Source organism: Acinetobacter sp. YH12219, from assembly GCF_013417875.1.
Lineage (GTDB): Bacteria > Pseudomonadota > Gammaproteobacteria > Pseudomonadales > Moraxellaceae > Acinetobacter > Acinetobacter amyesii.
Map to the genome: position 1 here is coordinate 17,191 of NZ_VPDC01000006.1, position 25,410 is coordinate 42,600.

Consider the following 25,410-nt stretch of genomic DNA (forward strand, 5'->3'; position numbering starts at 1 on the left):
TCCTTTCCTCCATTCCTGCCTTATTTTTATTGTCAGGAATTCATTTAGAGACTCTGCTCGACTTAGCGTCCTGCTCTTTAATCGTTATTTGTACGACTTCAATGTCGCTATTGTTTCATTCTATACAGAGGTTCATTTTACAAGCAACTGATATCCCCGCCGCTTATCTACTTTTGTTCTAAAAACAATTTCAAAATGTTAATTCTGGTCAGCAAGTACAGTCGAATATGCACTTAAGTGCTTCATTGTTCAGTCACAGGCTGTTAATATCGAGTTGAAATTTCTAAGTGATCAAACCGCTATGCAAGAGTCTATTGAACAATACATGCAAACGGTAGGACAGCAAGCACGCACAGCATCACGTGTGCTCGCAGGGGCTTCTACCCAGACTAAAAATAATGCCTTATCAGCAATTTATACTGCTTTACAAAACAGTGAAACTGCAATTTTGGCAGCTAACCAAGTGGATATGACCAAAGCGCATAACAACAACTTGGATAGTGCTCTACTTGATCGCTTAGAACTTACCCCCACACGCTTTAAAGGCATGCTCCAAGGTCTAAAAGATGTGATCGCACTAACTGACCCGATTGGCGAAATTACCGATATGGCCTTTCGTCCGACAGGTATTCAGCTGGGCAAAATGCGCGTGCCGCTAGGTGTTGTCGGCATGATTTACGAATCTCGCCCAAATGTCACCCTTGAAGCCGCATCTTTAGCGCTTAAATCAGGTAACGCGATTATTTTACGTGGTGGTTCTGAAGCTTTGGAATCTAACCAAGCAATTGCGGCAGCGATTCAACATGGCTTAACTGCCGCAGGTGTACCTGAGCATGCCGTTCAAGTGCTTAATACCCCAGACCGTGCTGCGGTTGGCCAATTAATTACCATGCCTGAATATGTCGATGTGATCGTACCTCGTGGTGGCAAAGGCTTAATTGAACGTATCACCAATGAAGCACGTGTGCCTGTTATCAAACATCTTGATGGTAACTGCCATGTTTTTGTGGAAGCTCAGGCTGATTTGCAAAAAGCATTACCTATTGCGCTTAATGCCAAAACACACCGTTATGGCGTATGTAATGCCATGGAAACCTTGCTCGTCGATGAAAATGTCGCTGAAGAGTTTTTACCACGCATTGCTGAACTCTATGCTGAGAAAAAAGTTGAGCTTCGTGGCTGTGCTGAAACGCAGCGCATTTTGGGTGAATCGATTGTTCCTGCAACTGAGGAAGATTGGTACACCGAATACTTAGGCCCAATTTTGGCAGTGAAAGTCGTTACAGGCTTAGATGAAGCAATTGAGCACATCAACAAATATGGCTCTCACCATACAGACTCAATCATTACCGAAAACTTTAGTCTGGCTCGTCAGTTCTTAACGCGTGTAGATTCGAGTTCAGTGATGATCAATGCCTCAACTCGCTTTGCGGATGGTTTTGAATATGGTCTTGGTGCTGAGATCGGTATTTCAACCGATAAAATCCATGCACGCGGACCAGTCGGCCTAGAAGGTCTGACTTCTCAAAAATGGATTGTGTTTGGTGATGGTCAAATTCGCCAATAATACCCAGTAGAACAATGAAAGCTGTGCTTTTCTGAGTAAAGGCGCAGCTTTTTTTATAGGGATTTAAAAAATTAGACCCAGGGTTCATATATTGAAATATAAGCCTGTAAACACACAGGATCTAGAATTGAAACACATATTTTTTGACAATTAAATGTTTGAGAAGAATAAGAAAAAATTAATTTACCTGCTTTTTTGCAACAATTTTAGGATTACAGCGCAGCGAACGCATGTTATGTTCTATGTATATCCCTTAAATCGTATAAATTTTTTTTGAGGACTATTTTATTAATAAATGAAAACTATGAACTGATAAATTTTAATTATTATTGTGCTCAGGGTCGATAGTGCTTAAGTCTAATCTCCTAAAGTCTATCTAGGACGATAAAAAAACCCATGATAAAACATCATCACAGATCTAAATTGCATCAATCAATACAACTGCAATCAGATCAATATTATGGATAAGTATTTCAATTAGAATTCGGGTATTTAAACGTGTCTACATCAGTATTAGTAATTAACTGCGGATCTTCTTCTATCAAATATGCGTTAGTTTCTGAGCGCCGTGAAGATCGTATTTTTGGTCTAGCCGAGAACCTAGGTTCTGCTGATGCACGTATTAAAGGGGTCACTACAGGTGGTGATGCGCTTGAGCTGTCTATTCCACATGCTGACCATGAAAAAGCCCTCGAAACTATTTTAGAGCGTTTGGCTCACCATAATCCTCAAGCGATTGGTCACCGTGTTGTTCACGGCGGTACATTAACCAAAGCTGAGCTATTAACACCAGAAATTATTGAACGTATTCGTGAAGCTACACCGCTTGCTCCATTGCATAACCCGGCTCACTTGGTAGGGATCGAAGCAACCATGCGCTTGTTCCCTGAACTTCCGCAAGTAGCCGTATTTGATACAGCATTCCACCAAACCATGCCGTCTCATGCATACCGCTATGCTTTACCAAAATTCTTATACACACAGCATAACGTGCGTCGTTATGGATTCCATGGTACTAGCCATGCCTACGTATCTGAGCGTGGCTCAATGTTGGCAGGTAGCTTTAAACAAGGTGGCTGGTTAACTGCTCACTTAGGCAATGGTAGCTCGACTTGTGCGATTTGGAATGGTCAATCTGTAGATACGTCAATGGGTCTAACACCACTTGAAGGTGTGGTCATGGGCACACGTAGTGGTGATGTTGACCCAAGTATTCACAGCTTCCTTGCAAGCAACTTAGGTTGGGATATCTACAAAATCGACAAGATGCTGAACAGCCAATCAGGCCTACTCGGTTTGTCTGATCTTTCAAATGACATGCGTACATTGATCGAAGCATCGGAACAAGGCAACGAAGATGCCGCACTTGCCATTGAAGTATTCTGCTACCGTTTAGCAAAATCTTTGGCAGGTCTCAGCTGTGGTCTACCACGTATTGACGGTTTATTCTTTACCGGTGGTATTGGTGAAAATTCTGCCTACATTCGTGAAAAAACGGTTTCATACTTACCGCATTTTGGTTTCAACCTTAGTAAAGAATTAAATGACAACCTAAAACGCGGTACTGAAGGTCGTATTGACCACGGTACTGGCCCACAAATTTGGGTTGTTCCTACCGATGAAGAAGGCCGTATTGCCAAAGAAACTGAGCATGTTGTAGACGAGGTGACAGCGTCTGCTACAAAAAAGCCTGATGCTGAAGCTGCGATTGCATAAGCAATCGCATCAGCCCCTTCGCCTTCAATATTAATTTTTAGCTTTAATTTAGACACCGTATGAAAACAATTTTACTCGTGCCAACTGGGGAAGGTGTAGGTTTAACATCTGCATGCTTAGGTTTAATTTATGCTTTGGAATGCCAAGGGGTCAAAGCAGGTTTTCTGAAACCATTTTCACAGGAAAATGTCGCAGATACTGTAGACCGTACAACGGCTCTTTATCGTCATTTATTTAATAATGAAACGGTAGAACCCATTCATCATGCCACCATCGTGAAACAACTGAGTCATGATGAAAGTGATGAATTGCTCGAAGAAGCAGTTCGTTTGCACCGTGAAATTGCAAAAAAGCATGATCTGATTATTGTTGAAGGCTTGGTTCCAAACAGCCGAGATAACTTTGCCTCAGAACTGAACGCGACATTAGCAAAAGCTCTTGATGCTAAAGTAATTATTGTCAGCACAGCAGATATTCAAAATGCCACGAAAACTGCTGAGAAAATTGACAGTTCTCTACGCCAATTCGGTGGTGCAGCATCTGAACGTACTGCGGGCGTTTTGTTTATGCGCACACGTGGCTTGCCAGAAGAATCTGCGCAAATTCCTGTCACACTTGATCCAAATCTGCGTTTAATCAGTGATACCAATAAATTTGTACTCGAATTACAACAAAGTAATCCGCAAATTGGTTCTACACAGCTACCTGTTATTGGCCTCGTTCCATTTAGTAATACGCTCAGCGTACCGCGCATGTCTGACTTGGCGACGCATATTCAAGCGGAATGGATCAACCAAGGCGATGCTGCTCATCGCCGTGTACTACATAGCAGCTTAGTTGCGTCGAATATTGAACATGAACTTCACAAATTTGTGGCAGGTGAACTGATTATCAGCGCCTCTGACCGTATTGATGTGTTGTTGGCTTCTAGCCTTGCAAGTAGCAATGGTATCCCACTTGCCGGTTTGGTTTTGACTGAACATCATCAACCGAACCCACAAGTTTTAGATTTCTGCCAAACCGCGATTAAGCAAGGCTTACCGATTTTACATACGCCTTTAAGCACTTTTGAAACGGCACAACAACTTTCAAATTTAGGCAATGAAATTCCTGTCGATGACGTAGAACGTGCAGAGCAAGTGACTCGCTTTGTTTCAAGCCACATTAATGCTGAGTGGATTACTGAAGTATTAAATGGTTCGTATCAACCCCGTTTGTCCCCTTCTGCATTCCGTCATGAATTGGTACAAAAATCTATTGCTGCGAAAAAACGAATTGTTCTACCTGAAGGTGATGAACCACGCACCATTCAGGCGGCTGCCATTTGTCAATCACGTGGCATTGCACACTGTATTTTATTGGCAAAACCTGAAGCCGTGATTGAAGTTGCAAAAGCACGTAATATCGAACTTCCACATGATTTGGAAATTATTGATCCAGATCTGATTCGTGAAAACTATGTGCCTAAAATGGTTGAGCTGCGTAAAGGCAAACTCAATGATCTACAAGCACGCGAACAGCTACAAGACACCGTGGTTTTAGGCACCATGATGCTTGCACTCGATCAGGTGGATGGCTTAGTCTCAGGCGCAGTACATACTACAGCGAATACCGTACGTCCTGCATTCCAATTGATTAAGACCGCACCTGATTATTCATTGGTTTCTTCTGTGTTCTTTATGCTGCTACCAGATGAAGTCTATGTGTACGGTGACTGTGCCATTAATCCAGATCCGAATGCAGAACAGCTTGCAGAGATTGCGATTCAATCTGCAGATTCAGCAAAAGCTTTTGGTATTGACCCACGTATCGCAATGATTTCGTATTCAACAGGTACTTCTGGTGCAGGTGCAGATGTCGAAAAAGTGGCTGAAGCAACACGTATTGCCAAAGAACGCCGCCCAGACTTACTGATTGATGGCCCGCTTCAATACGATGCTGCATCGGTGGAAAGTGTGGGACGCTCTAAAGCACCTGACTCTAAAGTGGCTGGTCGTGCCAATGTGTTTATTTTCCCTGACTTAAATACAGGTAATACAACCTATAAAGCAGTTCAACGTTCTGCAAATGTAGTCAGTGTTGGCCCAATGCTGCAAGGTTTAAACAAGCCTGTAAATGACTTGTCTCGTGGCGCATTGGTCGATGACATCGTGTTTACCATTGCATTAACGGCAATTCAGTCTGAACAGCAAGAAGCTTAATTTTAGTTTCGAGTTCTAAACCACCCTTTCGAAAGATTGGGTGGTTTTTTGTTTTATATAACTTCCATTATATTAAAAATGGCTCAGAATTAGTGGAAATTTCTTTTAAATTCTATGGCTGAATTTTGAGTATTTGGTACATGACCAATAATGTATTCATTCTTCGCTTAAAAAAAGAAATCAAAGCTCTGATACACATATCTAATTTAAAAAATAAAAGGAAAAATTTACATAAATTAGAGCCTGGATATGAAACTAGGGCGTGACGTATTGCTTCAGTTTATGCCAATATTTATCTAGAAAAAGAAAAACATCGAAACAAAGATTTAGTTGGCCGTTACTATTGGATGGGCTTAGGTGCATTTGTTTCAAAAAATCTTAGCTGCCATTTTAAACATGGTTTAACTGCATGGGAATATAAATGGATTCCACTAGGGGTAATTCGTGATCCTGTACATACTTTTGCAAAAGGTAACTTATGGCTATTTATGGATATTGCACCTTGGCATTATGCTTTGAGCATGTCTTCATCCTCTTTTAATCAATGCCGAACTCAACGTGATGTTTCCAAATTTACTCATATTAAAGAAGAAGTTATAAACGTTCCTTGGTCAAATTGTTTACCCATAATTAAAAACTTAAAAGCACTTTAGAAATTAAAAGTGCTTTTGAATATCTACCAAAATTGAAAAGTATTCTGCCGAGTTCTTATAATATCAAAAACATGGAAAGAGAATATCAGGGGCGACACGCCGGTGTACTCGATAAGGTACCAGAAACAGTATACAGCGAACCATTATCAAACACTAAAGTCGCCAATTATGATAGCCGTATGGAATGGATTAAAAAAGCAGCAGAAAAATATCATCGTTTAATGCAAAGTGATAAAGGAAGATACTTTTTAGAAGAAGAACTAAAAATTATTGCGAAATGGGGCGATAGCAAAGCTAATTTTACAGTTGGAAAGGATAGTAATGATGGAAAAATTTAATTACTGCATTGTTATTTTTATGGTGGGTTATCTCCTTTCAGCTTGTCAACCTAGTGCAAAAAATACAGAGAATAATGTCATGAATCAACAGCGTTTTAGTTTACATTTAGGCCAACAAGGATTTAAAGATTTTTCTCAACATAATCTTGGGCATCCCGATAGTCATCCATCTGGAGCAGGTTTTAGAGAGTTAGATTTTACACCGCCCAACTTAGGTCAGATTAAAGTTGAAAATGGTGAGAATAGCTTAGTGATAGATCATGTATTTTCAGTTCTAGGAACATCGTTTAATAATGAGGATGGAATACAAGGGCTTGATATTAATGCAGGGCTAAACAAAGAGGAATTTGTACGTCCTGAACAAGCCCACCAAGCTTATGTTGACTTAATGAAACGTATAAATCAGGCCGAATGGAAAAATTATTTCTATCGTTTTTCTGCACGAATAGCAAAGGATGATAATATTCGATATCTAATGAAATCAGGTGATGTCATTGACCCGACTTATATCTTTAATTATGAAGAATGGAAAAAGATAATAAATACAGTTGGAGGGAACTCTATAGGCTACCGATTATATGCCAATGGTATCCTTTTGGATCTGAGTATAAAACAAACTCAAAAAACTGAAGATGGTAAAGAACAATATATGGTTCGTTATGCTTTCAATACGATTCGTTATGATGAAAGAAATTCAATGGATGATTCAGAGAATAATATTGATACTTACAAAATGACCTCAAAAGAGTTAGAACAAGCATTTGCAAATGAGCTGATAAGAAATAAAAAATCAAGAGAAATTGATGAAAAAGAAGTTATAGTACAAGGCTACCATATCGATGAAAATTATGAAGATCCTGATGTTTGGCAATATGTTAAATAATCAAATGTTGTCGCGTTTAGACTCAATTTTAAAGCACTTTTACACAAAATTGATCATTGAAACTAAAGATTTGAAGATTTGAAGATTTGAAGATTTGAAGATTTGAAGATTTGAAGATTTGAAGATTTGAAGATTTGAAGATTTGAAGATTTGAAGATTTGAAGATTTGAAGATTTGAAGATTTGAAGATTTGAAGAAGAATATTATTTTTATAAAATTTAAAGCAAAAAAAGAAGATAAAGCTTTAGGCTTGATCTTCTTGTTGACCGTAGAACCAAGTTGCTGCGATAAATAGAGAAAAACCAATAACTGACAACACTGGAGTAACCATATAATTCACACTCTAACTTTGATGACGTCATTATGTAAAAGTTTTATGACAGTTATATGACAAATATGACATATCCAAAAATAATAAATATTATTTAATTTCATAATCTTAGAAACAAAAACAAATCTTCTCCTCTAGTTATGTGACAAATATTTCATGAAATATGACAGTGAAAACGTCATTTTTAGGATATTGATGACAGCGAAACATGGCGCTGTTTAAGCCTATTAAACTTTCGGCCAAAGATTAAGCGAAATACCCACACAACTGTATTTTTGTCTTATAATTTAGCCCGCTAGCTATCAGCCCGCTCAAGAGATATTTGTATGACAACTATTATCAAGCAAGATGACTTGATCACATCGGTAAAAGATGCGCTTCAGTTCATTTCTTACTATCACCCACAGGACTTCATCCAAGCGATGAGCCGTGCGTATGACCGTGAAGAAAACAAAGCCGCAAAAGACGCGATTGCACAAATTTTAATTAACTCTCGTATGTGTGCAGAAGGCCATCGTCCTATCTGTCAAGATACGGGTATTGTGAACGTATTTCTTGAAGTGGGCTTAGACGTTAAATTTGATTTAACCATGAGCCTAGACGATGCAATTAACGAAGGTGTACGTCAAGGTTATCTTGAAAACTCAAACATTCTTCGTGCATCAGTATTAGCTGATCCTGCTTTTGGTCGTAAAAATACCAAAGACAACACCCCTGCTGTAATTCACTACAAACTCGTTCCGGGTAATAAAGTTGATATTACTGTTGCTGCTAAAGGTGGTGGTTCAGAAAACAAATCTAAACTTGCAATGCTTAACCCTTCTGACTCTATCGTAGATTGGGTACTTAAAACTGTTCCAACAATGGGTGCAGGTTGGTGTCCTCCTGGTATGCTCGGTATCGGTATTGGTGGTACTGCTGAAAAAGCCATGATGCTTGCAAAAGAAGCATTGATGGAAGAAATCAACATGGACGAACTCCTTCGTCGTGGCCCACAAAACCAAATCGAAGAACTTCGTATCGAAATCTTCGAAAAAGTAAATGCTTTAGGTATTGGTGCTCAAGGTCTTGGCGGTTTAACGACTGTTCTTGATATCAAAATCAAAGACTACCCATGTCACGCTGCGGGTAAACCAGTAGGTATGATTCCTAACTGTGCTGCAACTCGTCATGCGCATTTCCAATTAGACGGTTCAGGTGTAGCGCATATTCAAGCGCCTAGCCTTGAAGACTACCCTGCGGTAACTTGGGATTCATCAACGTCTAAACGTGTTGACTTAGATAACATCACTCAAGAAGAAATGAACTCTTGGCAACCGGGTGACACACTACTTCTTAACGGTACAATCTATACAGGTCGTGACGCTGCGCACAAACGTATGGTTGACATGTTAAACAAAGGTGAAGAACTTCCAGTTGACCTAAAAGGTAAATTTATTTACTACGTTGGTCCTGTTGATCCAGTCGGTGACGAAGTCGTTGGTCCTGCTGGCCCAACAACTGCAACACGTATGGATAAGTTCACACGTCAAGTGCTTGAAGCAACTGGCATGTTCGGTATGATTGGTAAAGCTGATCGTGGTCCTGCTGCTGTTGAAGCAATCAAAGACAACAAAGCAACTTACCTCATGGCTGTCGGTGGTGCTGCATACTTAGTATCGAAAGCGATTCGTGAAGCTGAAGTGGTTGCTTTCGCTGACTTAGGTATGGAAGCGATCTACAAATTTGTTGTAAAAGACATGCCTGTATCTGTAGCTGTTGACGTAAATGGTACTTCTGTTCACGCAACTGCACCAAAAATCTGGCAAGCAAAAATTGGTAAAATCCCAGTAGTTGATGCTGCTGCGAACTAATTTCGCCACGTTCAAGATAAAAAAAAGCACCCCATCGGGTGCTTTTTATTGTCAATATTTAGACTGTCTGTCGAATGACATTCGCTATTTAATGCTTTCACACACTCAAAAACACGAGCTAATTACATTACCAAGTTAATGGATTCCACAGTTTAAAAGGCTTGGTCAACTGCACATCTTCCGCAGGATCATAATGAGGTGCTTTCAACTTCTGCGCACTTTTCCGCACTTTTCCAGTGTTTTGATCTTCTGCCACAAAGTTAAAACTGTTGGATTTCAACTCTGTAAATGCGATTTCATTTCGACCAATTTTTTCAGGCATGAGCAGCAATGGCCCTGAAACCGTTCTTTTACTGGATAAATTCTCTTCATCATATTTAATGAAGTAAGTTTGACCTGCTTCAACATCAAAGTCTAAATATTTAGGTTTTTGAAAATGATTCACCCCCAAAGGGCGACTCGATGATAAGCGGTAATTCCCCGCAGGTAACTCCACCCAGTAATAATGATTATTCAATAAACTTGGAATACGCTCACTGTTCAGAAATAAGCTGCTGGCCACAATTTCTTGACGATTCCACTTACTGTCTGGACGATATAAATACACAATCGCTGCTTGATCATGCTGAGCTTTCACTTCTTGAAAATGTCGGCCTTGTTTCTGATTGACCCAACCACCAATGGTAAACATACCCAATCGATATTGCTCAATATGACCCGGTGTACTTTCAGGATCCACAGGCTTTAATGTCGAAGCCAATGACGTTTGCTCAATGGCTGATTTTCCATGACAACCCAGCAGCGCTACACTGCTTAAAAGTAGAATTGCAACTCCACGCATGATTATCCCTCACTGCGTCTTTTTTTATTTTTACACTTTTGTTTTCAGTTTTTTACATTCAGGCATCCACGCCATCCTGCTGAGATTAACATTCTGCTTTTATTTTTGGAAATAAAAAACGTGTGCAAATCTTGGATTTACACACGTTTCAGACGAATAGCGCTTAAGCAGATTTAGAGTTCACAACTTTTAAATCTGACTTCGGTGCAGCTTCTTCAGTTTTCTTTGGTTGACGTTCTGATTTAAATTCAGGTTCCGCTTCACCATTAATCACCGCTTCATTGACGACAACCGTACCCACATCTGAACGACTTGGTAAGTCATACATCGTTTCAAGCAATGAATTTTCTAAAATCGAACGCAGACCACGCGCGCCCGTATTACGGTCGAGTGCTTTTTTAGCCACGGCACGCAATGCTGAGTCTTCAAATACGAGGTCAACATTTTCCATTTCAAATAAATATTGGTATTGACGTGTCAATGCATTTTTCGGTTCTGTCAGAATCTGCATCAATGCTTCTTCGTCCAGTTCTTCCAAGGTAGCAATCACAGGTAAACGACCAATAAATTCAGGAATCAGACCGAATTTAACCAAATCTGTCGCTTCAACTTGGCGGAATAAGTCAGATAATTTTTTAGTTTCATCTTTCTTACGGACTTCAGCCGTAAAGCCAATACCGCCTTTTTCCTGACGCTGCTGTACGATTTTCTCTAGGCCAGAGAATGCACCACCACAGATAAATAGGATATTTGAAGTATCAATTTGAATAAATTCTTGCTGCGGATGCTTACGACCACCTTGAGGCGGAATCGACGCAACCGTACCTTCGATCATTTTCAATAATGCTTGCTGAACACCCTCACCCGATACATCACGAGTAATAGATGGGTTTTCAGACTTACGGGTAATTTTGTCGATTTCATCGATATAGATAATGCCTTTTTGCGCTTTTTCTACATCGTAATCGGCTTTTTGAAGGAGTTTTTGAACAATGTTCTCAACGTCTTCACCCACATAACCAGCTTCAGTTAAAGTCGTTGCATCTGCCATCGCAAATGGCACATCTAAAAGACGCGCAAGTGTCTGAGCAAGCAGTGTTTTACCTGAACCTGTTGGTCCAACTAACATGATGTTACTTTTCGAAATCTCTACACCGTCTTCTGGTTTTTTACCACTAGTGCCAACTTTTAGGCGTTTATAGTGGTTGTATACCGCAACAGAGAGGGTCTTTTTCGCAACATCTTGCCCAATCACATATTGGTCAAGCGCAGCACGGATTTCATGCGGTTTTGGTAAAGGACGAGTTGCCCAGTCATTTGATTCAACTTGCTGACTGGTCTGAACTAGGTCAAGACATACGTCCACACACTCATTACAGATGTACGCGTCCTCACCTGCAATCAGTTTCCCGACTTCAGACTGCGTTTTACCGCAAAATGAACAATGCTTTTGTCCTTGAGGATGTTCGGACATATTCACTCCAATAATTAATTCTTTAAAACTTATGGACGTTTAGATAAAACTTCGTCCACAAGACCGTATTCTTTTGCAGCTTGTGCTGTCATAAAGTTGTCACGGTCAGTATCTCGAGCAACAGTATCGTAGTCTTGACCACTATGCTCTGCCATCAAACGGTTTAAACGTTCTTTAATGAATAGAATTTCACGTGCATGAATTTCAATGTCAGATGCCTGACCACGGAAACCACCAAGGGGTTGGTGAATCATGACACGGGCATTCTCAAGACAGTAACGTTTGCCTTTAGCGCCAGCATTGAGCAGGAATGCACCCATCGATGCTGCTTGACCCATACAATAAGTCACAACATCAGGTTTAATAAATTGCATGGTATCGTAAATTGCCATACCTGCAGTAACCGAACCACCTGGTGAGTTGATATATAAATGAATATCTTTATCTGGGTTTTCTGCTTCTAAGAACAACATTTGGGCAACGATCAAATTTGCCATGTTGTCTTCAACTTCACCGGTTAAAAAAATCACACGTTCACGCAAAAGGCGTGAGTAAATATCAAAAGAACGCTCGCCACGAGATGACTGTTCTACCACCATTGGCACTAGTGCGTTTTCAATTGTTGGAACATACATACGTTATTTATTCCTAAATTTTTCTGACTCAACCCATAATTCACAATATGAGGGATATTTGTCGAAATTGCAAAAGATTCCCAATTAAATAACAGATATTTTTTTCATAAGCATTGTGAAATCAGGACAACTTATTTGGGGGCAAAATTCGATAAAAAAAGGCGCTTAACGCGCCTTTTTTTGAAAGCTAGAAATTAGCCTTGTTGACGAGCTTGTTGCTCTTTCAATAAGTCTTCATAGCTCACAGTTGTATCCGTTACTTTCGCAGAAGCTAAGATGTGATCTACAACTTGGTCTTCAAGAATAACAGCTTCGATTTGAGCACGTTGCTGTTTATCGTTGTTGAAGTATTCAATCACTTCTTTAGGATCTTCGTAAGAAGAAGCCATGTCTTCGATGTAAGCATCAACACGTTCAGCATCAACTTCAAGTTTAGCTTCAGCCAATACTTTGCTGACTAATACGCCAAGTTTAACTGATTTTTCAGCTTGCTCTTTGAATAGGTCATCTGGAAGCATGCTTGAATCAAACGCTTTAGCGCCTTGAGCACCAAACTGTTGAGTGAATTGTTGGATCATTTGTTGACGTTGACGGTCAATTTCTTGAGCAACCATTGCTTCTGGAAGTTCTACTTCGTTTGCAGCTACAAGTGCATCAAAAGTTGCACCTTTCACTTGGTTACGAAGACCGTTTTTCACTTCACGTTCCATGTTTTTACGCACGTCAGCTTTCAGTTTTTCAACGCCTTCTTCTTCAGTTAGACCGAAGATTTTTAAGAATTCAGCATCAACTTCTGGAAGTTTTTGTTTTTCAACAAGCTTAACAGTGATTTTAAACTGAGCAGCTTTACCAGCAAGGTTTTCAGCTTGGTAGTCTTCAGGGAAAGTTACATCGATAACTTTCTCTTCGCCTTTCTTCATCCCAACGATGCCGTCTTCGAAGCCAGGGATCATACGACCAGAACCAAGAACGAGTTTAAAGTCTTCAGCAGCGCCGCCTTCAAACTTCTCGCCATCAACAGTACCTTCAAAGTCGAAAGTTACTTGCATGTCTTTTTTAGCCATGCCTTTAGTTTCAGCCCATGAAGCACGTTGTTTTTGAAGATTTTCAATCATCTTCTCAACGTCTTTGTCGTCAACTGAAGTTGCTTTACGTTCAACTTCTAGGCCTTCGAACTTAACTTCAACTTCTGGATAAACTTCTACAGTTGCTTCATAAACTAAAGCATCATCTTTCATTTCAGTTTTTTCAATGTTTGGCATACCAACAGCATTGATTTTTTCTTGTTGGATCGCTTCGAATACTGTGTCACGAATGATGTCGTTTACAACTTCTTGATAGATACCAGCACCGTATTCACGACGAACAACGTTTACAGGTACTTTACCTGGACGGAAGCCGTTGATCTTCACAGTTTTGGCAGTGCGTTTCAAGCGAGCTTCAAACTGCTCGTTAATACGGCTCGTCGGTACAGATACATTTAAACGACGGGCAACGCCCGAAACCGCTTCAGAAGTTACTTGCATGGCTTCCTCGATAATTTGTTAGTTAAAACAGTTTTAAAAAAAAGTGCCACATTATATGACAACAATTAAAGATATACAAAAATGGATTATAACACTATAAATTCAGGCATGGATGCCCTTCTTATTTTTAGAATTTTTCAGCTTTTTTCGAAGAAATATTGATTATTTTTTAATTAATTGTTGAAAATGAGAAACTTTCTCACTATTATTCTTAATGATATTTTTTTTAATTTATTTTCATATATTTATCTCGTCCATATTTGGAATTCTTTTATGAGTAAATTTAATCTCAACCCTCTTTCCGCTGCTTTATTTGGGGCAATTGTAACTACTACGAGTTTCGCACATGCTGAAACGACTGAATCTCAAGCTCAACAGATGGAGACCATTGTTGTTTCTGCAGCGGGCTTTGAACAAAAGATCAAGAATGCTCCTGCTTCAATCAGTGTTGTTACAAAAGCAGACATAGAAAAGAAAAATGCTTCTAGCATTGCAGATTTACTAGCTGACATTCCGGGCATTGATATTCGTGACGGTATTGGTAAAACATCCGGCTTAAACGTAAAAATGCGTGGTCTAGGTAATGACTATAGTTTGATTTTAATTGATGGACGTCGCCAAACAACATCTTCTGACGTAACTCCAAATGGTTTCGGTGAATCATCAAATGGTTACTTACCACCTCTTGCTGCTATTGAGCGTATTGAGGTCATTCGTGGTCCTATGGCTACTCGCTATGGCTCAGAGGCAATGGGTGGTGTAATCAACATTATTACTAAAAAAGTGTCTGATACATGGACTGGTAACGTTACTGTAAGTGGCAACCTCATGGAACATAATGGGGAAGCCGACTCAGCAAAAACTAGTTTTGTTTTAAATGGCCCTCTTATAAGCGAACGCTTAGGGATGCAGCTACGCGGTTCTTATTTAGACCGTCAAAAATCTGAACGTATTCCAGGTACATCTGGCCGTGACCCACGCCCAAGTGAAGCAGATAATTTTGATTTTGGTGGTAAATTATCCTTTAACTTAGATGATAAAAATAGTTTCTGGTTAGATGGCTTCCATTCAAGTCAAAACTATAAAAATGATGATGATCGACTGGGCACTCAAGACACACCGAGCCGTGCTAATGGTTATAAAGATGAACTAGAATTTAACCGTGATCAAATTTCTGCTGGACATGAAGGTAACTATGATTTTGGTAAATGGTCGTCTTACGTAAGCCATACAACCACTGAAACCGTAGGCCGGACTATTCCACGAAACACATTCCCATTAAATGCATTTGCAGGTACAGATCGTACATTAGAAAACACTGACTTTGTTGCTGATACACATATCGTCATGCCTATTGCAGATCATAAAATCACAGTAGGTGCCGAATATAAAGAAGCAGAAATTGCCGACGATATTGCGGGAATGGGCTCAAAATTCAAAAAAGACTCATTATCTTTCTACGCTGAAGATGAATGGCGCCTTTTAGATTCAGTTGCTTTAACTTTAGGTGGACGTTATGAAGATCATTCAGGTTTTGGTGGTCACTTCAGCCCACGAGCATATTTAGTTTGGAATACTAATGAAAATCTAACACTGAAAGGTGGCGTAAGTACGGGTTACAAAGCACCTTCTGCAAAGGCATTACACAATGGCGTGATTAGTGTTAGTGGTCAAGGTGCAGCTTTTGGTGTCGGCTCTCCTAATCTTAAACCTGAAGAATCCACTAACTATGAATTAGGCTTTAATTACAACAAAGGTAGCTTTGACTTAACGACAACGGCATTCTTTAATAAAATTGAAGACCTGATAACTGATGGAGCTGACCTTTGGAACTGTTACTCTGAAACAAATCCAAACCAAGCAGGTTGTGTAAGCTACGGTTCACATATCACTCAAGATAGTTTTTCACAAAGTATTAATGCCAATGAAGCAGAAACTAAGGGCGTTGAAGTTAGCTTGAAATATAGCATTATCCCTGAATGGGATATTAAAGCTGCATATACCTATATGGAAAGTGAGATCACAAAAGGTGAAAATAAAGGCTCGTACCTAAATAACGTACCCAAAAATGCTTTTAATATGACATCTACTTGGCATATTAATCCTTCACTCGATGTTTGGTTACAGCATGAGTATAAATCTGATCGTAAACGTTATAGTACAGTCCAAACTGCTGGTGATGCTGGCATCATTTATGCTGCAACAGGTAATAAGTTGAAGGGGTATAATTTATTTAACCTCGGTACAAGTTATAACCTTAACGAAAATATTCGTATTAATGGTTCTGTAAATAACTTATTAGATAAAGACTTCACAAGCAATGGAACTTATATCAATAGCCAAAATGTAGAGGCATCGTACTATGACTACATGACTATAGGTTCTTCAATGGCTGGAACTTACTTAGCTGGTCGTAACTACTGGTTATCCATTTCTTATGATTTCTAACTTTTAGTACTTATAAAAGACAAAACTAAAAAACCTGCTTCGGCAGGTTTTTTGCATAAATAATTTACGATTACTTCTTATTTAATTCACAATCATGTCTATATTTATAATCTCAATTAAACATAAAAAAACAATATATTTTATCAATATTTAAATAAAACATAGTCTTAATTAATACTTGTTATATCATTACATTAAATAGGACTATCACAATATGATTATTTATCGTGATTTACAATTACATAAAGATGTAAGAAAAAATAAGAATCATTATTATTCGCATACAAATTCACTATTCCAAATCGGGTTCGAAATGGCCTTCATTAAAACACGTAAGAAAATTGTTTCTTCAGCAATTGCTTCTTCACTTTCTGTTATTGCTGTTAATGCAATCGCACAAGAGCAAGTTACTCAACTTCCAACGATTAACCAAGAAGTTGCTGCTGAAAAAGCACCAAGCTTAAAAGTTGATAAATCTGCGAATGCTAAATTTGTTGCTCCCCTTCTTGATACACCAAAATCAGTATCAGTGATTTCTAAGCAACTGATTGAAGACACGCAAGTCACAACTTTAAGTGATGCTTTACGTACAGTACCTGGAATTACCCTCGGTGCTGGTGAAGGTGGCAATCCAAATGGCGACCGTCCATTTATCCGTGGCTACAGCTCTGAAAGCTCAATGTATATAGATGGTATTCGTAATTCAACCTCACAAAACCGTGAAATGTTTGCCATAGAACAAGTTGAAGTCACCAAAGGTTCTGCTTCTGCTATGGGTGGTGCAGGTACTGTTGGCGGTAGCATCAACATGATTTCTAAAGTGGCTAAAAAAGGTGACTTTTTAGAAGGTTCAGTTGCTGGCGGTACAGATGCTTATGCACGTGTAACACTAGATGGCAATAAAGATTTTGGCAATGGGATTGCTGCACGTGTTGCAATAATGGGCCACATGAATGAGAAAGCAGGTCAATCTGACGGTGCTGAATATAAACGTGCAGGTATTGCCCCTAGTATTACTTTTGGCTTAGACACCCCTACTCGTGCAACTTTAAGTTATTACTATTTAAAATCGGATGACACTCCCGATTCAGGTGTTCCATATTGGGATGCTGGTTTAGGTAAACCACAAGGTAAACCAGCGGAAGTAAAACAAGGCGTTTATTATGGTTGGAAAGATCGTGACTTCCAAAAACAAGAGAACCAAGCAGGGACAATCAAGTTAGAACATGATTTAACTGACAATTTAACCGTTACAAACACTGCAATGTACAGCAAATCTAAAAATGATTATGTCTGGACAAACCCTGATGATTCTAAAGGCAATGTAGCTAATGGCCAAGTATGGCATCGTCAAAACTCTGCCATCACAGATAGCGATACCTTTACAAATCAATTAGCATTGATAGGTAAATTTGCTACAGGTGCCATTAATCATAGCTTTAATGTTGGTGCTGAATACAGCAAGCAAGAAACTGACAAAGGTGGTTATAACATCATTAACAGTAAAGATGGCAAAGTTTCCTCAACTGGGTTTTACAGCGACTGTAAAGACCTTTCAAGCAATTGGTGTACTTCTCTAAACAATCCAACTCAAAAACCATTTTTAGATCGTCTAGAAGCCCGCCAAGACTTTGATGCCACGGTTGAAAGCACTTCTGTATATTTATTAGATAGTATTGAAATCACACCACAATGGTTACTTGATCTTGGTGTGCGCTGGGACAAGTTTGAAGCTGCACAAAACTTTCGTGCTACATCTTCAGCTGCTGCATATACAGCTAACAATGATTCAGACTTCTTTACATATCAATCAGGTATAACCTTTAAACCTGTTGAAAATGGTTCAATTTATGCAAGTTATGCTACCTCTGCCAGTCCTGTTGGCTTAAATGCTGGTTGGGGAGATAACAGCGAAACCATAAATGCTAATAACCAAATGATCGATCCTGAAGAAGCACAAACTTACGAGTTGGGTACTAAATGGGACTTGTTAAATGATCGTTTGAATTTAACAGCAGCGATCTTCCGTACTGAAAAACAAAATACTCGTGTACAACTTGACCCAACAACTTATGCGAATGTAGGTGAAAGTAAAGTTGATGGTGTTGAATTAGGATTAAATGGTCAAATTACCGATAAATGGGATATTTCGGCAGGTTATACTTATCTTAATAGTGAATTAACAAAAAATGGTAAATCATGCCGTGGTTCAGGTTCAACAGCAACTTGTACAGATAATGCCATTTATAATGGCAACCAAATGCCTAATGTACCTAAACAAGCAGCAACATTATGGACTACCTATAAGATATTGCCGCAATTAACTTTGGGTGGTGGTGCAGTATATTCAGACAAAGTTTATGGTGATGTTGCAAACATCAAATGGGCTCCATCTTATGTACGCTACGATGCTATGGCGCGTTATAATGTCAACAAAAATGTTGATTTACAACTTAACGTAAACAACCTTTCTGACAAACGCTACTTCACTAAAGCGTATGCCTCACACTATGCAACTGAAGCAGAAGGTCGCAGCGCAGTTCTGTCTGTAAACTTCAAATACTAAGAAAAAATAAATACCATAAATAATTTATGGTATTGACTCAAATAGCCTCGCTTCGAGGCTATTTTTGTATATGATCGAAACACAAACATTACATTTCAAAAGGTCAGACCGTGATTCACCATATTCCAAATGTATTGAGTAAAGAACAGGTCAACTACTTCCGCACAGAAATGCAAAAAGTAGAATGGATTAATGGTCAAAAAACTACGGGCTCACTGTCTAAAAATGTAAAAAACAACCAACAGCTAGATATAGACCATCCATTAACACAGCATTTAGGTGACATTATTCTGCATGAATTGTCACAACACGCGCTTTTTACATCGGCAGCCTTACCCCTCAATATTTTGCCGCCCTATTTTAATCGCTATGAAAATGGTGAAACGTTTGGTTTCCATGTCGACAATGCCATTCGCTGGATGCCTGACAGCAATCAAAAAATTCGTACCGATTTGTCCTGCACGATTTTTCTAAGTGAACCTGAAGAATATGAAGGTGGTGAACTTGTGGTAGAAGACACCTATGGCTACCACGAAGTGAAATTGCCTGCCGGAGATTTGATTTTGTATCCATCTACCAGTGTGCATGAAGTTACTCCTGTGACTGCAGGCTGTCGTATTGCGTCATTTTTTTGGTTGCAAAGTATGATCCGTGAAGATGCTGAGCGTCACATGTTATTTAATCTCGATCAAAGCATTCAAAATTTGCGTATGCAATTGGGTGATGCACATAGTGAAGTCGTCAAGTTGACGAGTCTGTATCACAACCTTATCCGCAAATGGGCCGAAATTTAAAGCTCAAGGTCAATAGACATGGACAAACTACCAATGACTGATCACAACATTTTAGCGCCACTGACTCAGATTCCAGCTCATTTGCAAACCATTGCAGATTACGAAAAACAGGCTGAATTGCACCTTTCTCAAATGGTGTGGCAGTACTTGCAAGGCGGCTCGATGGATGAACACAGTGTCCGTGGCAATTTGTCTCAGTTTGAACAGATACAACTGCTACCACGTATGCTGAAAGATCTAACCCAAGGTCATACCCAAATCGAAATCTTAGGGCAACGTTTCCCGCATCCGATTTTTGTAGCACCCATTGGTCACCAACAACAATTTCATCCTGATGCTGAAGCTGCAACAGCCCTCGCTGCCGAAGTCCTTGGCAGCAATATGATCCTCAGTACATTTACCAATACAGATATGCGTGAGTTAAAGCAGGACAATCCGTACAAATGGTTCCAATTGTATTGGCAAGGTGAGCGCGAAAAGTCATTATCACTGGTCAAGATGGCAGAAGAACATGCTTATACAGCAATTGTAGTAACCATTGATTCCCCGCATACAGGGATTCGTGACCGTGAACGTCGAGTGTTTTTTCATTTGCCTGAAGGCATGCAACATCCGCATACCCCTGCACATATCCCATTGCCTGAGCTCAATGATGGCGACCATCCCGTATTTAACGGTCTGATGAAAATCGCACCAACATGGGCGGATATCCTTTGGCTCAGTCAAAACACCTCATTACCGATTATTTTAAAGGGCATTGTCAGTCCACATGATGCTGAACTTGCCCTGCAACACGGTGTACAAGGCATTATTGTGTCGAATCATGGTGGGCGCGTACTGGACGGTTGCATCTCCCCTATCACCGCCTTAGAACTGATTAAAAAAGTTGTGCCTACGGATTTTCCAGTTTTATATGATGGTGGTATTCGTCGTGGTTCAGATGTGTTTAAAGCGATAGCCTTGGGTGCATCTGCCGTATTAGTTGGACGTCCTTGCATTTATGGTTTAGCTACAGCGGGCGCTTTAGGTGTTGCCCATGTACTCAAAATACTGAAAGAAGAATTTGAGATTACGATGGCATTGATGGGAACAGCCACCGTCGATGAGATCAATAAAGATTATATTTTTCAAAAAAGCTAATTTTATAGAAAAATATTTTCCAGTAATGGCATCTTGACGCAAAAATAGGAAATTATTTCCGGAATATATGGACTAATATTTAGTTATACGTTTACGAGCTTACGGTAAAGCTAAGTCATGTGAATCTTTACAGATTTATTTCGACTTTCGACTAAAGACTCCGATATTAAACTTGTAAATTGCTAGAATAGACACAATCTATATAAGTAGTACCTTGCCGTTTATCCACGACATTTATCCACGGTGCTATAAGGAGTTTTCACATGATGTTGGCAGATCCAAGCAAAAAATACCGTCGCATGTACCAACGTGTAGACTTACCAGACCGTCAATGGCCAAATAACGAAATCAATAAAGCGCCGATCTGGATGAGTACCGACCTTCGTGACGGTAACCAAGCGATCTTCGAGCCAATGAACATTGAACAAAAGTTCAAAATGTTCCAAATGCTTGTGAAAATTGGTTTCAAACACATTGAAATCGGCTTCCCTTCTGCATCACAAATCGACTTTGATTTCACGCGTTTGTTGATCGAAGGCGGTCATATTCCTGATGATGTGTACATCGAAGTTTTGGTTCAAGCACGTGATCATTTGATTCAACGTACATTTGAATCTTTACAAGGTGCAAAACGTGCCATCGTGCATATCTACAACTCAAACTCTCCAACTTTCCGCAATAAAGTGTTGAATGTTGATGTTGCTGGTGCAAAACAATTAGCAATTAACGCCGCAACGAAAGTCAAAGAATACGCTGCAAAACAGCCTGAAACTGAATTTGTATTCCAATACAGTCCAGAGTGTTTTACTGCAACAGAATTAGAAGTTGCTAAAGATGTCTGTGATGCGGTCACTGAAATTTGGGAAGCATCTCCAGAGAACAAAGTGATTTTAAACTTGCCTGCAACGGTTGAAGTTTCAGGTCCGAACGTCTATGCAGACCAAGTGGAATGGATGCACCGTAACATTCAACGCCGTGACGGTGTGATTATTTCTGTGCACTGTCATAACGACCGTGGCTGTGGTATTGCCGCTTCTGAGTTGGCCATTATGGCTGGTGCTGACCGCGTCGAAGGTTGTGTGTTTGGTAACGGTGAACGTACAGGTAACGTGGACGTTGCAGCGATTGCATTGAACATGTATACCCAAGGTGTTGCGCCAAACTTAGATTTCTCAAACATTAACGAAATCATTTCAATCATTGAAGAATGCACAGGCTTGCCGGTACACCCTCGTCATCCGTATGCTGGTGATTTGGTCTTTACCGCGTTCTCTGGTTCACACCAAGATGCCATTAAAAAAGGTTTCGAGTTCCAAAAGAACGAAGAAATGTGGGATATGCCTTATTTGCCAATCGACCCGAAAGACTTGGGCCGCGACTATGATGCCGTGATTCGCGTCAACTCACAGTCTGGTAAAGGCGGTATTGCGTACTTGTTAGAATCAAATTACAACGTGGTGTTGCCTCGTCGTATTCAAATTGAGTTCTCGCAAATCGTACAGCAAAAAACAGATGAAGACGGCACCGAGATTTCTGCACAAGCGATCTGGTCATTATTTAAAGACACCTATGTTGCTGCCAAAGATACACATTATGCGGCGAAAAACTACCGCTTACATGATGAAAATGGCAAGCAAGTCATTGAACTCGATATCGAAGTGAACGGTGAGATCCAGCAATTACGTGGTGAAGGCAACGGCCCAATCTCTGCTATCTTAAATGCCTTACAGTTACCGATTGATGTCTTGAACTATGAAGAACGTAGCATCAGTTCAGGCGCACATGCTAAAGCCTTGGCTTTAATTGAGCTTCAAGTGAAAGGCACAGGCAAGTCTGCATTCGGCGCAGGTGTACATGACAACATCGTGACTGCATCCATTGAAGCGATTATTGCCAGCACTAACCGTTTAATTGAACAAGGTGTTTTGAGTACTGAACAAGTGATTGCTGCTGCAGTCTAATTCAATGCTATAAATATCAAATAGCAATAAAATGACTTTAGAAGGATACCCTCAAGTGGTATCCTTTTATTATTCATACTAAAGATTTAAGGCGAATTATTCCTGTGTCTTTTCCAGCTGACTCAGTGGGCTTAGTTACCCCACAAAAGTTTATTTTTGAAGAGCCGTTAGAGCTCGAATGCGATCGCATACTCCCACGTTTTGAGCTCATGGTTGAAACTTATGGCGAACTGAATGCAGACAAATCTAATGCAATTTTGATTTGTCATGCACTGTCAGGCCATCACCATGCTGCAGGTTATCATCATGAAGATGACCGTAAGCCGGGTTGGTGGGACGCATGTATTGGACCAGGCAAAGCCATTGATACATCAAAATTCTTTGTCGTAGCACTAAATAATATTGGCGGCTGTAGCGGTTCTACTGGACCGACCTCTCCAAATCCTGAAAATGACAATCGCCCTTATGGTCCTGATTTCCCATTAGTCACTGTACGTGACTGGGTCAAAACCCAAGCCATGTTGTCTGACCGTTTAGAGATTCAGCAGTGGTATGCGGTGATTGGCGGCTCTTTAGGCGGTATGCAAGCTCTACAATGGTCTGTGGACTATCCAGATCGTTTACAAAAGTGCGTGATTATTGCCAGTACCCCAAAACTGTCTGCGCAAAACATTGCCTTTAACGAAGTGGCGCGTCAGTCGATTTTGTCTGACCCTGATTTCCATGATGGTCGCTATTTAGAAAATGACAGTTATCCTAAGCGAGGTTTGATCTTGGCCCGTATGGTCGGTCATATCACTTACCTCTCTGAAGAAGCCATGAAACAAAAATTTGGCCGTGACTTAAAGTCAGGTAAATTTATGTATGGCTTTGACGTCGAATTCCAAGTCGAAAGTTATTTGCGTTATCAAGGTGAGCAATTTAGCCGTAACTTTGATGCCAATACCTATTTGATCATGACCAAGGCTTTAGATTATTTCGATCCATCACGTGAATATGAGCAATCATTAAAAGCCGCGATGTCTAAAACCAAGTGTCAATTTTTAGTTGTTTCGTTTACAACGGACTGGCGTTTTGCCCCTGCTCGTTCGCAAGAAATTGTAGATGCATTAATTAGCAATCATAAGCCTGTGAGCTATGTGGATATTGATGCTGAACAAGGCCATGACTCTTTCTTGTTCCCGATTCCTTTATATGTGAAAAGCTTACGTGCATTCCTAGGCGGTGTAAAACACCTGCAAGAAACACCGAAGGAGACCAACTAATGCGTATTGATCATCAACTGGCTGAACGTTGGATTAAACCAGATTCAAGCGTACTCGATTTAGGGTGTGGTGACGGTGAACTGCTTGCACATATGAGCAAAAAGCACAATATTCGTGCATATGGCTTAGAAATTGATCAAGAAAAGATTGCAATTGCAGTCAGTCGCGGGTTAAATATCATCCAACAGGACTTGAACTTAGGTTTAAGTCGCTTTGCCGACCAGTCTTTTGACTATGTGGTTATGGCACAAGCCTTGCAAGCTGTAGATGCACCAGACGTTCTCTTAAGAGACATGGTGCGTGTGGGGAAACAGGCTATTATTACCTTTCCAAACTTTGCACATTGGAAGACTCGTTCTTTCCTTGCATTAAAAGGAATGATGCCCGTTTCAGACGCGTTACCCTATATGTGGTATAACACGCCCAATATTCATTTATGTACTTTCCGTGATTTTGAAGCGCTGTGTGCTGAAAATAACATCCGGATTATTAACCGACTTGCCGTGAATGGGGATCAACAAGACAGTTTACTGAGTAAACGTCTCCCAAATCTATTTGGTGAAGTCGCAATTTATCGAGTGAGCGCTCTATGAAAAAATTATTATTAAGCACGACGCTACTGATTGGACTTTTTAGCATACAAGCCCATGCGGATTATGTTGCTCCATCATCTTCAGTTTCTAGCCAAGCTGCTCAATATTCAATTATGGATATTCACAGCTTAAGTAAAGCTGCTAAAGCAGGTCAGCCCGGTGCTCAGTTTTACTTAGGCACTAAATATCAACAAGGTAAAGACGTTGCCAAAGATGAACGTCAAGCTTTTGCATGGTATAAGGCTGCTGCTGATCAAGGTTTATCTGCAGCACAGCTTAATGTAGGTCGTATGCTTGCAGATGGCATTGGGACTAAAAAAGATGAAGCGCTTGCTCGTCAATATTTCGAAAAAGCAGCCAGCCGTGGTGATAACCGCGCAAGCTTTAACTTAGCCATGATGGAAGAGCAAAAGAAAAACTACATGGGTGCATACCAATGGTATGAGCTTTCTACCCGTGATGGCATGCTCGACAACAAAGTGATTAGCTTGTCTGAAGGTAAGAAAACGGCATTGGCAGCCAACTTAAGCCAAGACCAAATTCGTCAAGCACGTGACCGTGCAGACAAATGGATTCAAGCACAATAAGTTTTTGAATCTTAAAAAGCACCTTCGGGTGCTTTTTT

Annotated in this window: 17 protein-coding genes and 1 pseudogene; 14 read left to right on the plus strand and 4 right to left on the minus strand. The window is 40.1% G+C overall.

What is annotated here, in order from left to right:
• Nucleotides 1-301: 301 nt before the first annotated feature.
• The 6 genes and pseudogenes from FTV04_RS05395 (at nucleotide 302) to FTV04_RS05420 (ending at nucleotide 9,542) form a co-directional block, all read left to right on the plus strand.
• A complete protein-coding gene (locus FTV04_RS05395; RefSeq protein ID WP_180088984.1) occupies nucleotides 302-1,567 on the plus strand; it encodes a glutamate-5-semialdehyde dehydrogenase in 1,266 nt (421 codons plus the stop codon).
• A gap of 498 nt (nucleotides 1,568-2,065) precedes the next feature.
• Nucleotides 2,066-3,283, plus strand: a complete 1,218-nt coding sequence (locus FTV04_RS05400; protein WP_180088985.1) for an acetate kinase — start codon at nucleotides 2,066-2,068, stop codon at nucleotides 3,281-3,283.
• A gap of 59 nt (nucleotides 3,284-3,342) precedes the next feature.
• Nucleotides 3,343-5,484, plus strand: coding sequence for a phosphate acetyltransferase (gene pta / locus FTV04_RS05405; RefSeq protein ID WP_180004548.1), 2,142 nt, complete (start codon nucleotides 3,343-3,345; stop codon nucleotides 5,482-5,484).
• A 269-nt stretch (nucleotides 5,485-5,753) separates the two neighbouring features.
• Nucleotides 5,754-6,475 (plus strand): annotated as a pseudogene (locus FTV04_RS05410) (DUF2515 family protein).
• Nucleotides 6,459-7,358, plus strand: a complete 900-nt coding sequence (locus FTV04_RS05415; protein WP_180021066.1) for a hypothetical protein — start codon at nucleotides 6,459-6,461, stop codon at nucleotides 7,356-7,358. Before FTV04_RS05410 ends, FTV04_RS05415 begins: the two are co-directional and overlap by 17 nt.
• 657 nt (nucleotides 7,359-8,015) lie before the next feature.
• Entirely contained in the window at nucleotides 8,016-9,542 is a 1,527-nt protein-coding gene (locus tag FTV04_RS05420) for a fumarate hydratase (protein ID WP_078189659.1), read from the plus strand.
• Between the two features lie 127 nt (nucleotides 9,543-9,669).
• Here the strand turns inward: FTV04_RS05420 and FTV04_RS05425 are convergent, their stop codons facing one another.
• The 4 genes from FTV04_RS05425 to tig all read right to left on the minus strand — a co-directional run bounded on the left by FTV04_RS05425 (nucleotide 9,670) and on the right by tig (nucleotide 14,018).
• Nucleotides 9,670-10,383, minus strand: coding sequence for a DUF2846 domain-containing protein (locus FTV04_RS05425; protein ID WP_180004550.1), 714 nt, complete (start codon nucleotides 10,381-10,383; stop codon nucleotides 9,670-9,672).
• Nucleotides 10,384-10,546: 163 nt separating this feature from the next.
• The gene (clpX, locus tag FTV04_RS05430) at nucleotides 10,547-11,857 is read right to left on the minus strand and encodes an ATP-dependent protease ATP-binding subunit ClpX (protein WP_078189661.1); all 1,311 of its coding nucleotides are present in this window, start codon (nucleotides 11,855-11,857) and stop codon (nucleotides 10,547-10,549) included.
• A 29-nt stretch (nucleotides 11,858-11,886) separates the two neighbouring features.
• On the minus strand, nucleotides 11,887-12,492 hold the full coding sequence (gene clpP, locus FTV04_RS05435) for an ATP-dependent Clp endopeptidase proteolytic subunit ClpP (protein WP_078189662.1): 606 nt from the start codon (nucleotides 12,490-12,492) through the stop codon (nucleotides 11,887-11,889).
• Nucleotides 12,493-12,686: 194 nt separating this feature from the next.
• Nucleotides 12,687-14,018 carry a trigger factor gene (tig, locus tag FTV04_RS05440; RefSeq protein ID WP_180088986.1) on the minus strand — a complete coding sequence of 444 codons (1,332 nt, stop codon included), beginning with the start codon at nucleotides 14,016-14,018 and terminating at the stop codon, nucleotides 12,687-12,689.
• A gap of 273 nt (nucleotides 14,019-14,291) precedes the next feature.
• On the opposite strand from tig, the gene FTV04_RS05445 reads away from it, so the two are divergent.
• The 8 genes from FTV04_RS05445 to FTV04_RS05480 all read left to right on the plus strand — a co-directional run bounded on the left by FTV04_RS05445 (nucleotide 14,292) and on the right by FTV04_RS05480 (nucleotide 25,372).
• The gene (locus FTV04_RS05445) at nucleotides 14,292-16,466 is read left to right on the plus strand and encodes a TonB-dependent receptor domain-containing protein (protein WP_180088987.1); all 2,175 of its coding nucleotides are present in this window, start codon (nucleotides 14,292-14,294) and stop codon (nucleotides 16,464-16,466) included.
• Nucleotides 16,467-16,779: 313 nt separating this feature from the next.
• Nucleotides 16,780-19,032, plus strand: a complete 2,253-nt coding sequence (locus FTV04_RS05450) for a TonB-dependent siderophore receptor (protein WP_180062936.1) — start codon at nucleotides 16,780-16,782, stop codon at nucleotides 19,030-19,032.
• 110 nt (nucleotides 19,033-19,142) lie between these two features.
• A complete protein-coding gene (locus tag FTV04_RS05455) occupies nucleotides 19,143-19,826 on the plus strand; it encodes a Fe2+-dependent dioxygenase (protein ID WP_078192711.1) in 684 nt (227 codons plus the stop codon).
• 33 nt (nucleotides 19,827-19,859) lie between these two features.
• A complete protein-coding gene (locus FTV04_RS05460) occupies nucleotides 19,860-20,966 on the plus strand; it encodes an alpha-hydroxy acid oxidase (RefSeq protein ID WP_180065192.1) in 1,107 nt (368 codons plus the stop codon).
• 263 nt (nucleotides 20,967-21,229) lie between these two features.
• Nucleotides 21,230-22,927 (plus strand): 2-isopropylmalate synthase, encoded by a 1,698-nt coding sequence (gene leuA / locus FTV04_RS05465; RefSeq protein ID WP_078192712.1) that lies wholly within the window; start codon nucleotides 21,230-21,232, stop codon nucleotides 22,925-22,927.
• 104 nt (nucleotides 22,928-23,031) lie between these two features.
• Nucleotides 23,032-24,192, plus strand: coding sequence for a homoserine O-acetyltransferase (locus FTV04_RS05470; protein ID WP_180088988.1), 1,161 nt, complete (start codon nucleotides 23,032-23,034; stop codon nucleotides 24,190-24,192).
• Nucleotides 24,192-24,785, plus strand: coding sequence for a methionine biosynthesis protein MetW (metW, locus tag FTV04_RS05475; protein WP_067763682.1), 594 nt, complete (start codon nucleotides 24,192-24,194; stop codon nucleotides 24,783-24,785). Before FTV04_RS05470 ends, metW begins: the two co-directional genes overlap by 1 nt.
• The gene (locus FTV04_RS05480) at nucleotides 24,782-25,372 is read left to right on the plus strand and encodes a tetratricopeptide repeat protein (RefSeq protein WP_078189669.1); all 591 of its coding nucleotides are present in this window, start codon (nucleotides 24,782-24,784) and stop codon (nucleotides 25,370-25,372) included. The genes metW and FTV04_RS05480 overlap by 4 nt, the downstream gene beginning before the upstream one ends.
• Nucleotides 25,373-25,410 lie beyond the last annotated feature (38 nt).

What these genes read in the sequence shown, in the direction of transcription:
- tig (WP_180088986.1), bottom strand. Translation starts at nt 14,018, where the DNA reads ATGCAAGTAACTTCTGAAGCGGTTTCGGGCGTTGCCCGTCGTTTAAAT.
- clpX (WP_078189661.1), bottom strand. Translation starts at nt 11,857, where the DNA reads ATGTCCGAACATCCTCAAGGACAAAAGCATTGTTCATTTTGCGGTAAA.
- FTV04_RS05420 (WP_078189659.1), top strand. Translation starts at nt 8,016, where the DNA reads ATGACAACTATTATCAAGCAAGATGACTTGATCACATCGGTAAAAGAT.
- FTV04_RS05415 (WP_180021066.1), top strand. Translation starts at nt 6,459, where the DNA reads ATGATGGAAAAATTTAATTACTGCATTGTTATTTTTATGGTGGGTTAT.
- clpP (WP_078189662.1), bottom strand. Translation starts at nt 12,492, where the DNA reads ATGTATGTTCCAACAATTGAAAACGCACTAGTGCCAATGGTGGTAGAA.
- FTV04_RS05445 (WP_180088987.1), top strand. Translation starts at nt 14,292, where the DNA reads ATGAGTAAATTTAATCTCAACCCTCTTTCCGCTGCTTTATTTGGGGCA.
- leuA (WP_078192712.1), top strand. Translation starts at nt 21,230, where the DNA reads ATGATGTTGGCAGATCCAAGCAAAAAATACCGTCGCATGTACCAACGT.
- FTV04_RS05395 (WP_180088984.1), top strand. Translation starts at nt 302, where the DNA reads ATGCAAGAGTCTATTGAACAATACATGCAAACGGTAGGACAGCAAGCA.
- FTV04_RS05450 (WP_180062936.1), top strand. Translation starts at nt 16,780, where the DNA reads ATGGCCTTCATTAAAACACGTAAGAAAATTGTTTCTTCAGCAATTGCT.
- FTV04_RS05480 (WP_078189669.1), top strand. Translation starts at nt 24,782, where the DNA reads ATGAAAAAATTATTATTAAGCACGACGCTACTGATTGGACTTTTTAGC.
- FTV04_RS05460 (WP_180065192.1), top strand. Translation starts at nt 19,860, where the DNA reads ATGACTGATCACAACATTTTAGCGCCACTGACTCAGATTCCAGCTCAT.
- FTV04_RS05425 (WP_180004550.1), bottom strand. Translation starts at nt 10,383, where the DNA reads ATGCGTGGAGTTGCAATTCTACTTTTAAGCAGTGTAGCGCTGCTGGGT.
- metW (WP_067763682.1), top strand. Translation starts at nt 24,192, where the DNA reads ATGCGTATTGATCATCAACTGGCTGAACGTTGGATTAAACCAGATTCA.
- pta (WP_180004548.1), top strand. Translation starts at nt 3,343, where the DNA reads ATGAAAACAATTTTACTCGTGCCAACTGGGGAAGGTGTAGGTTTAACA.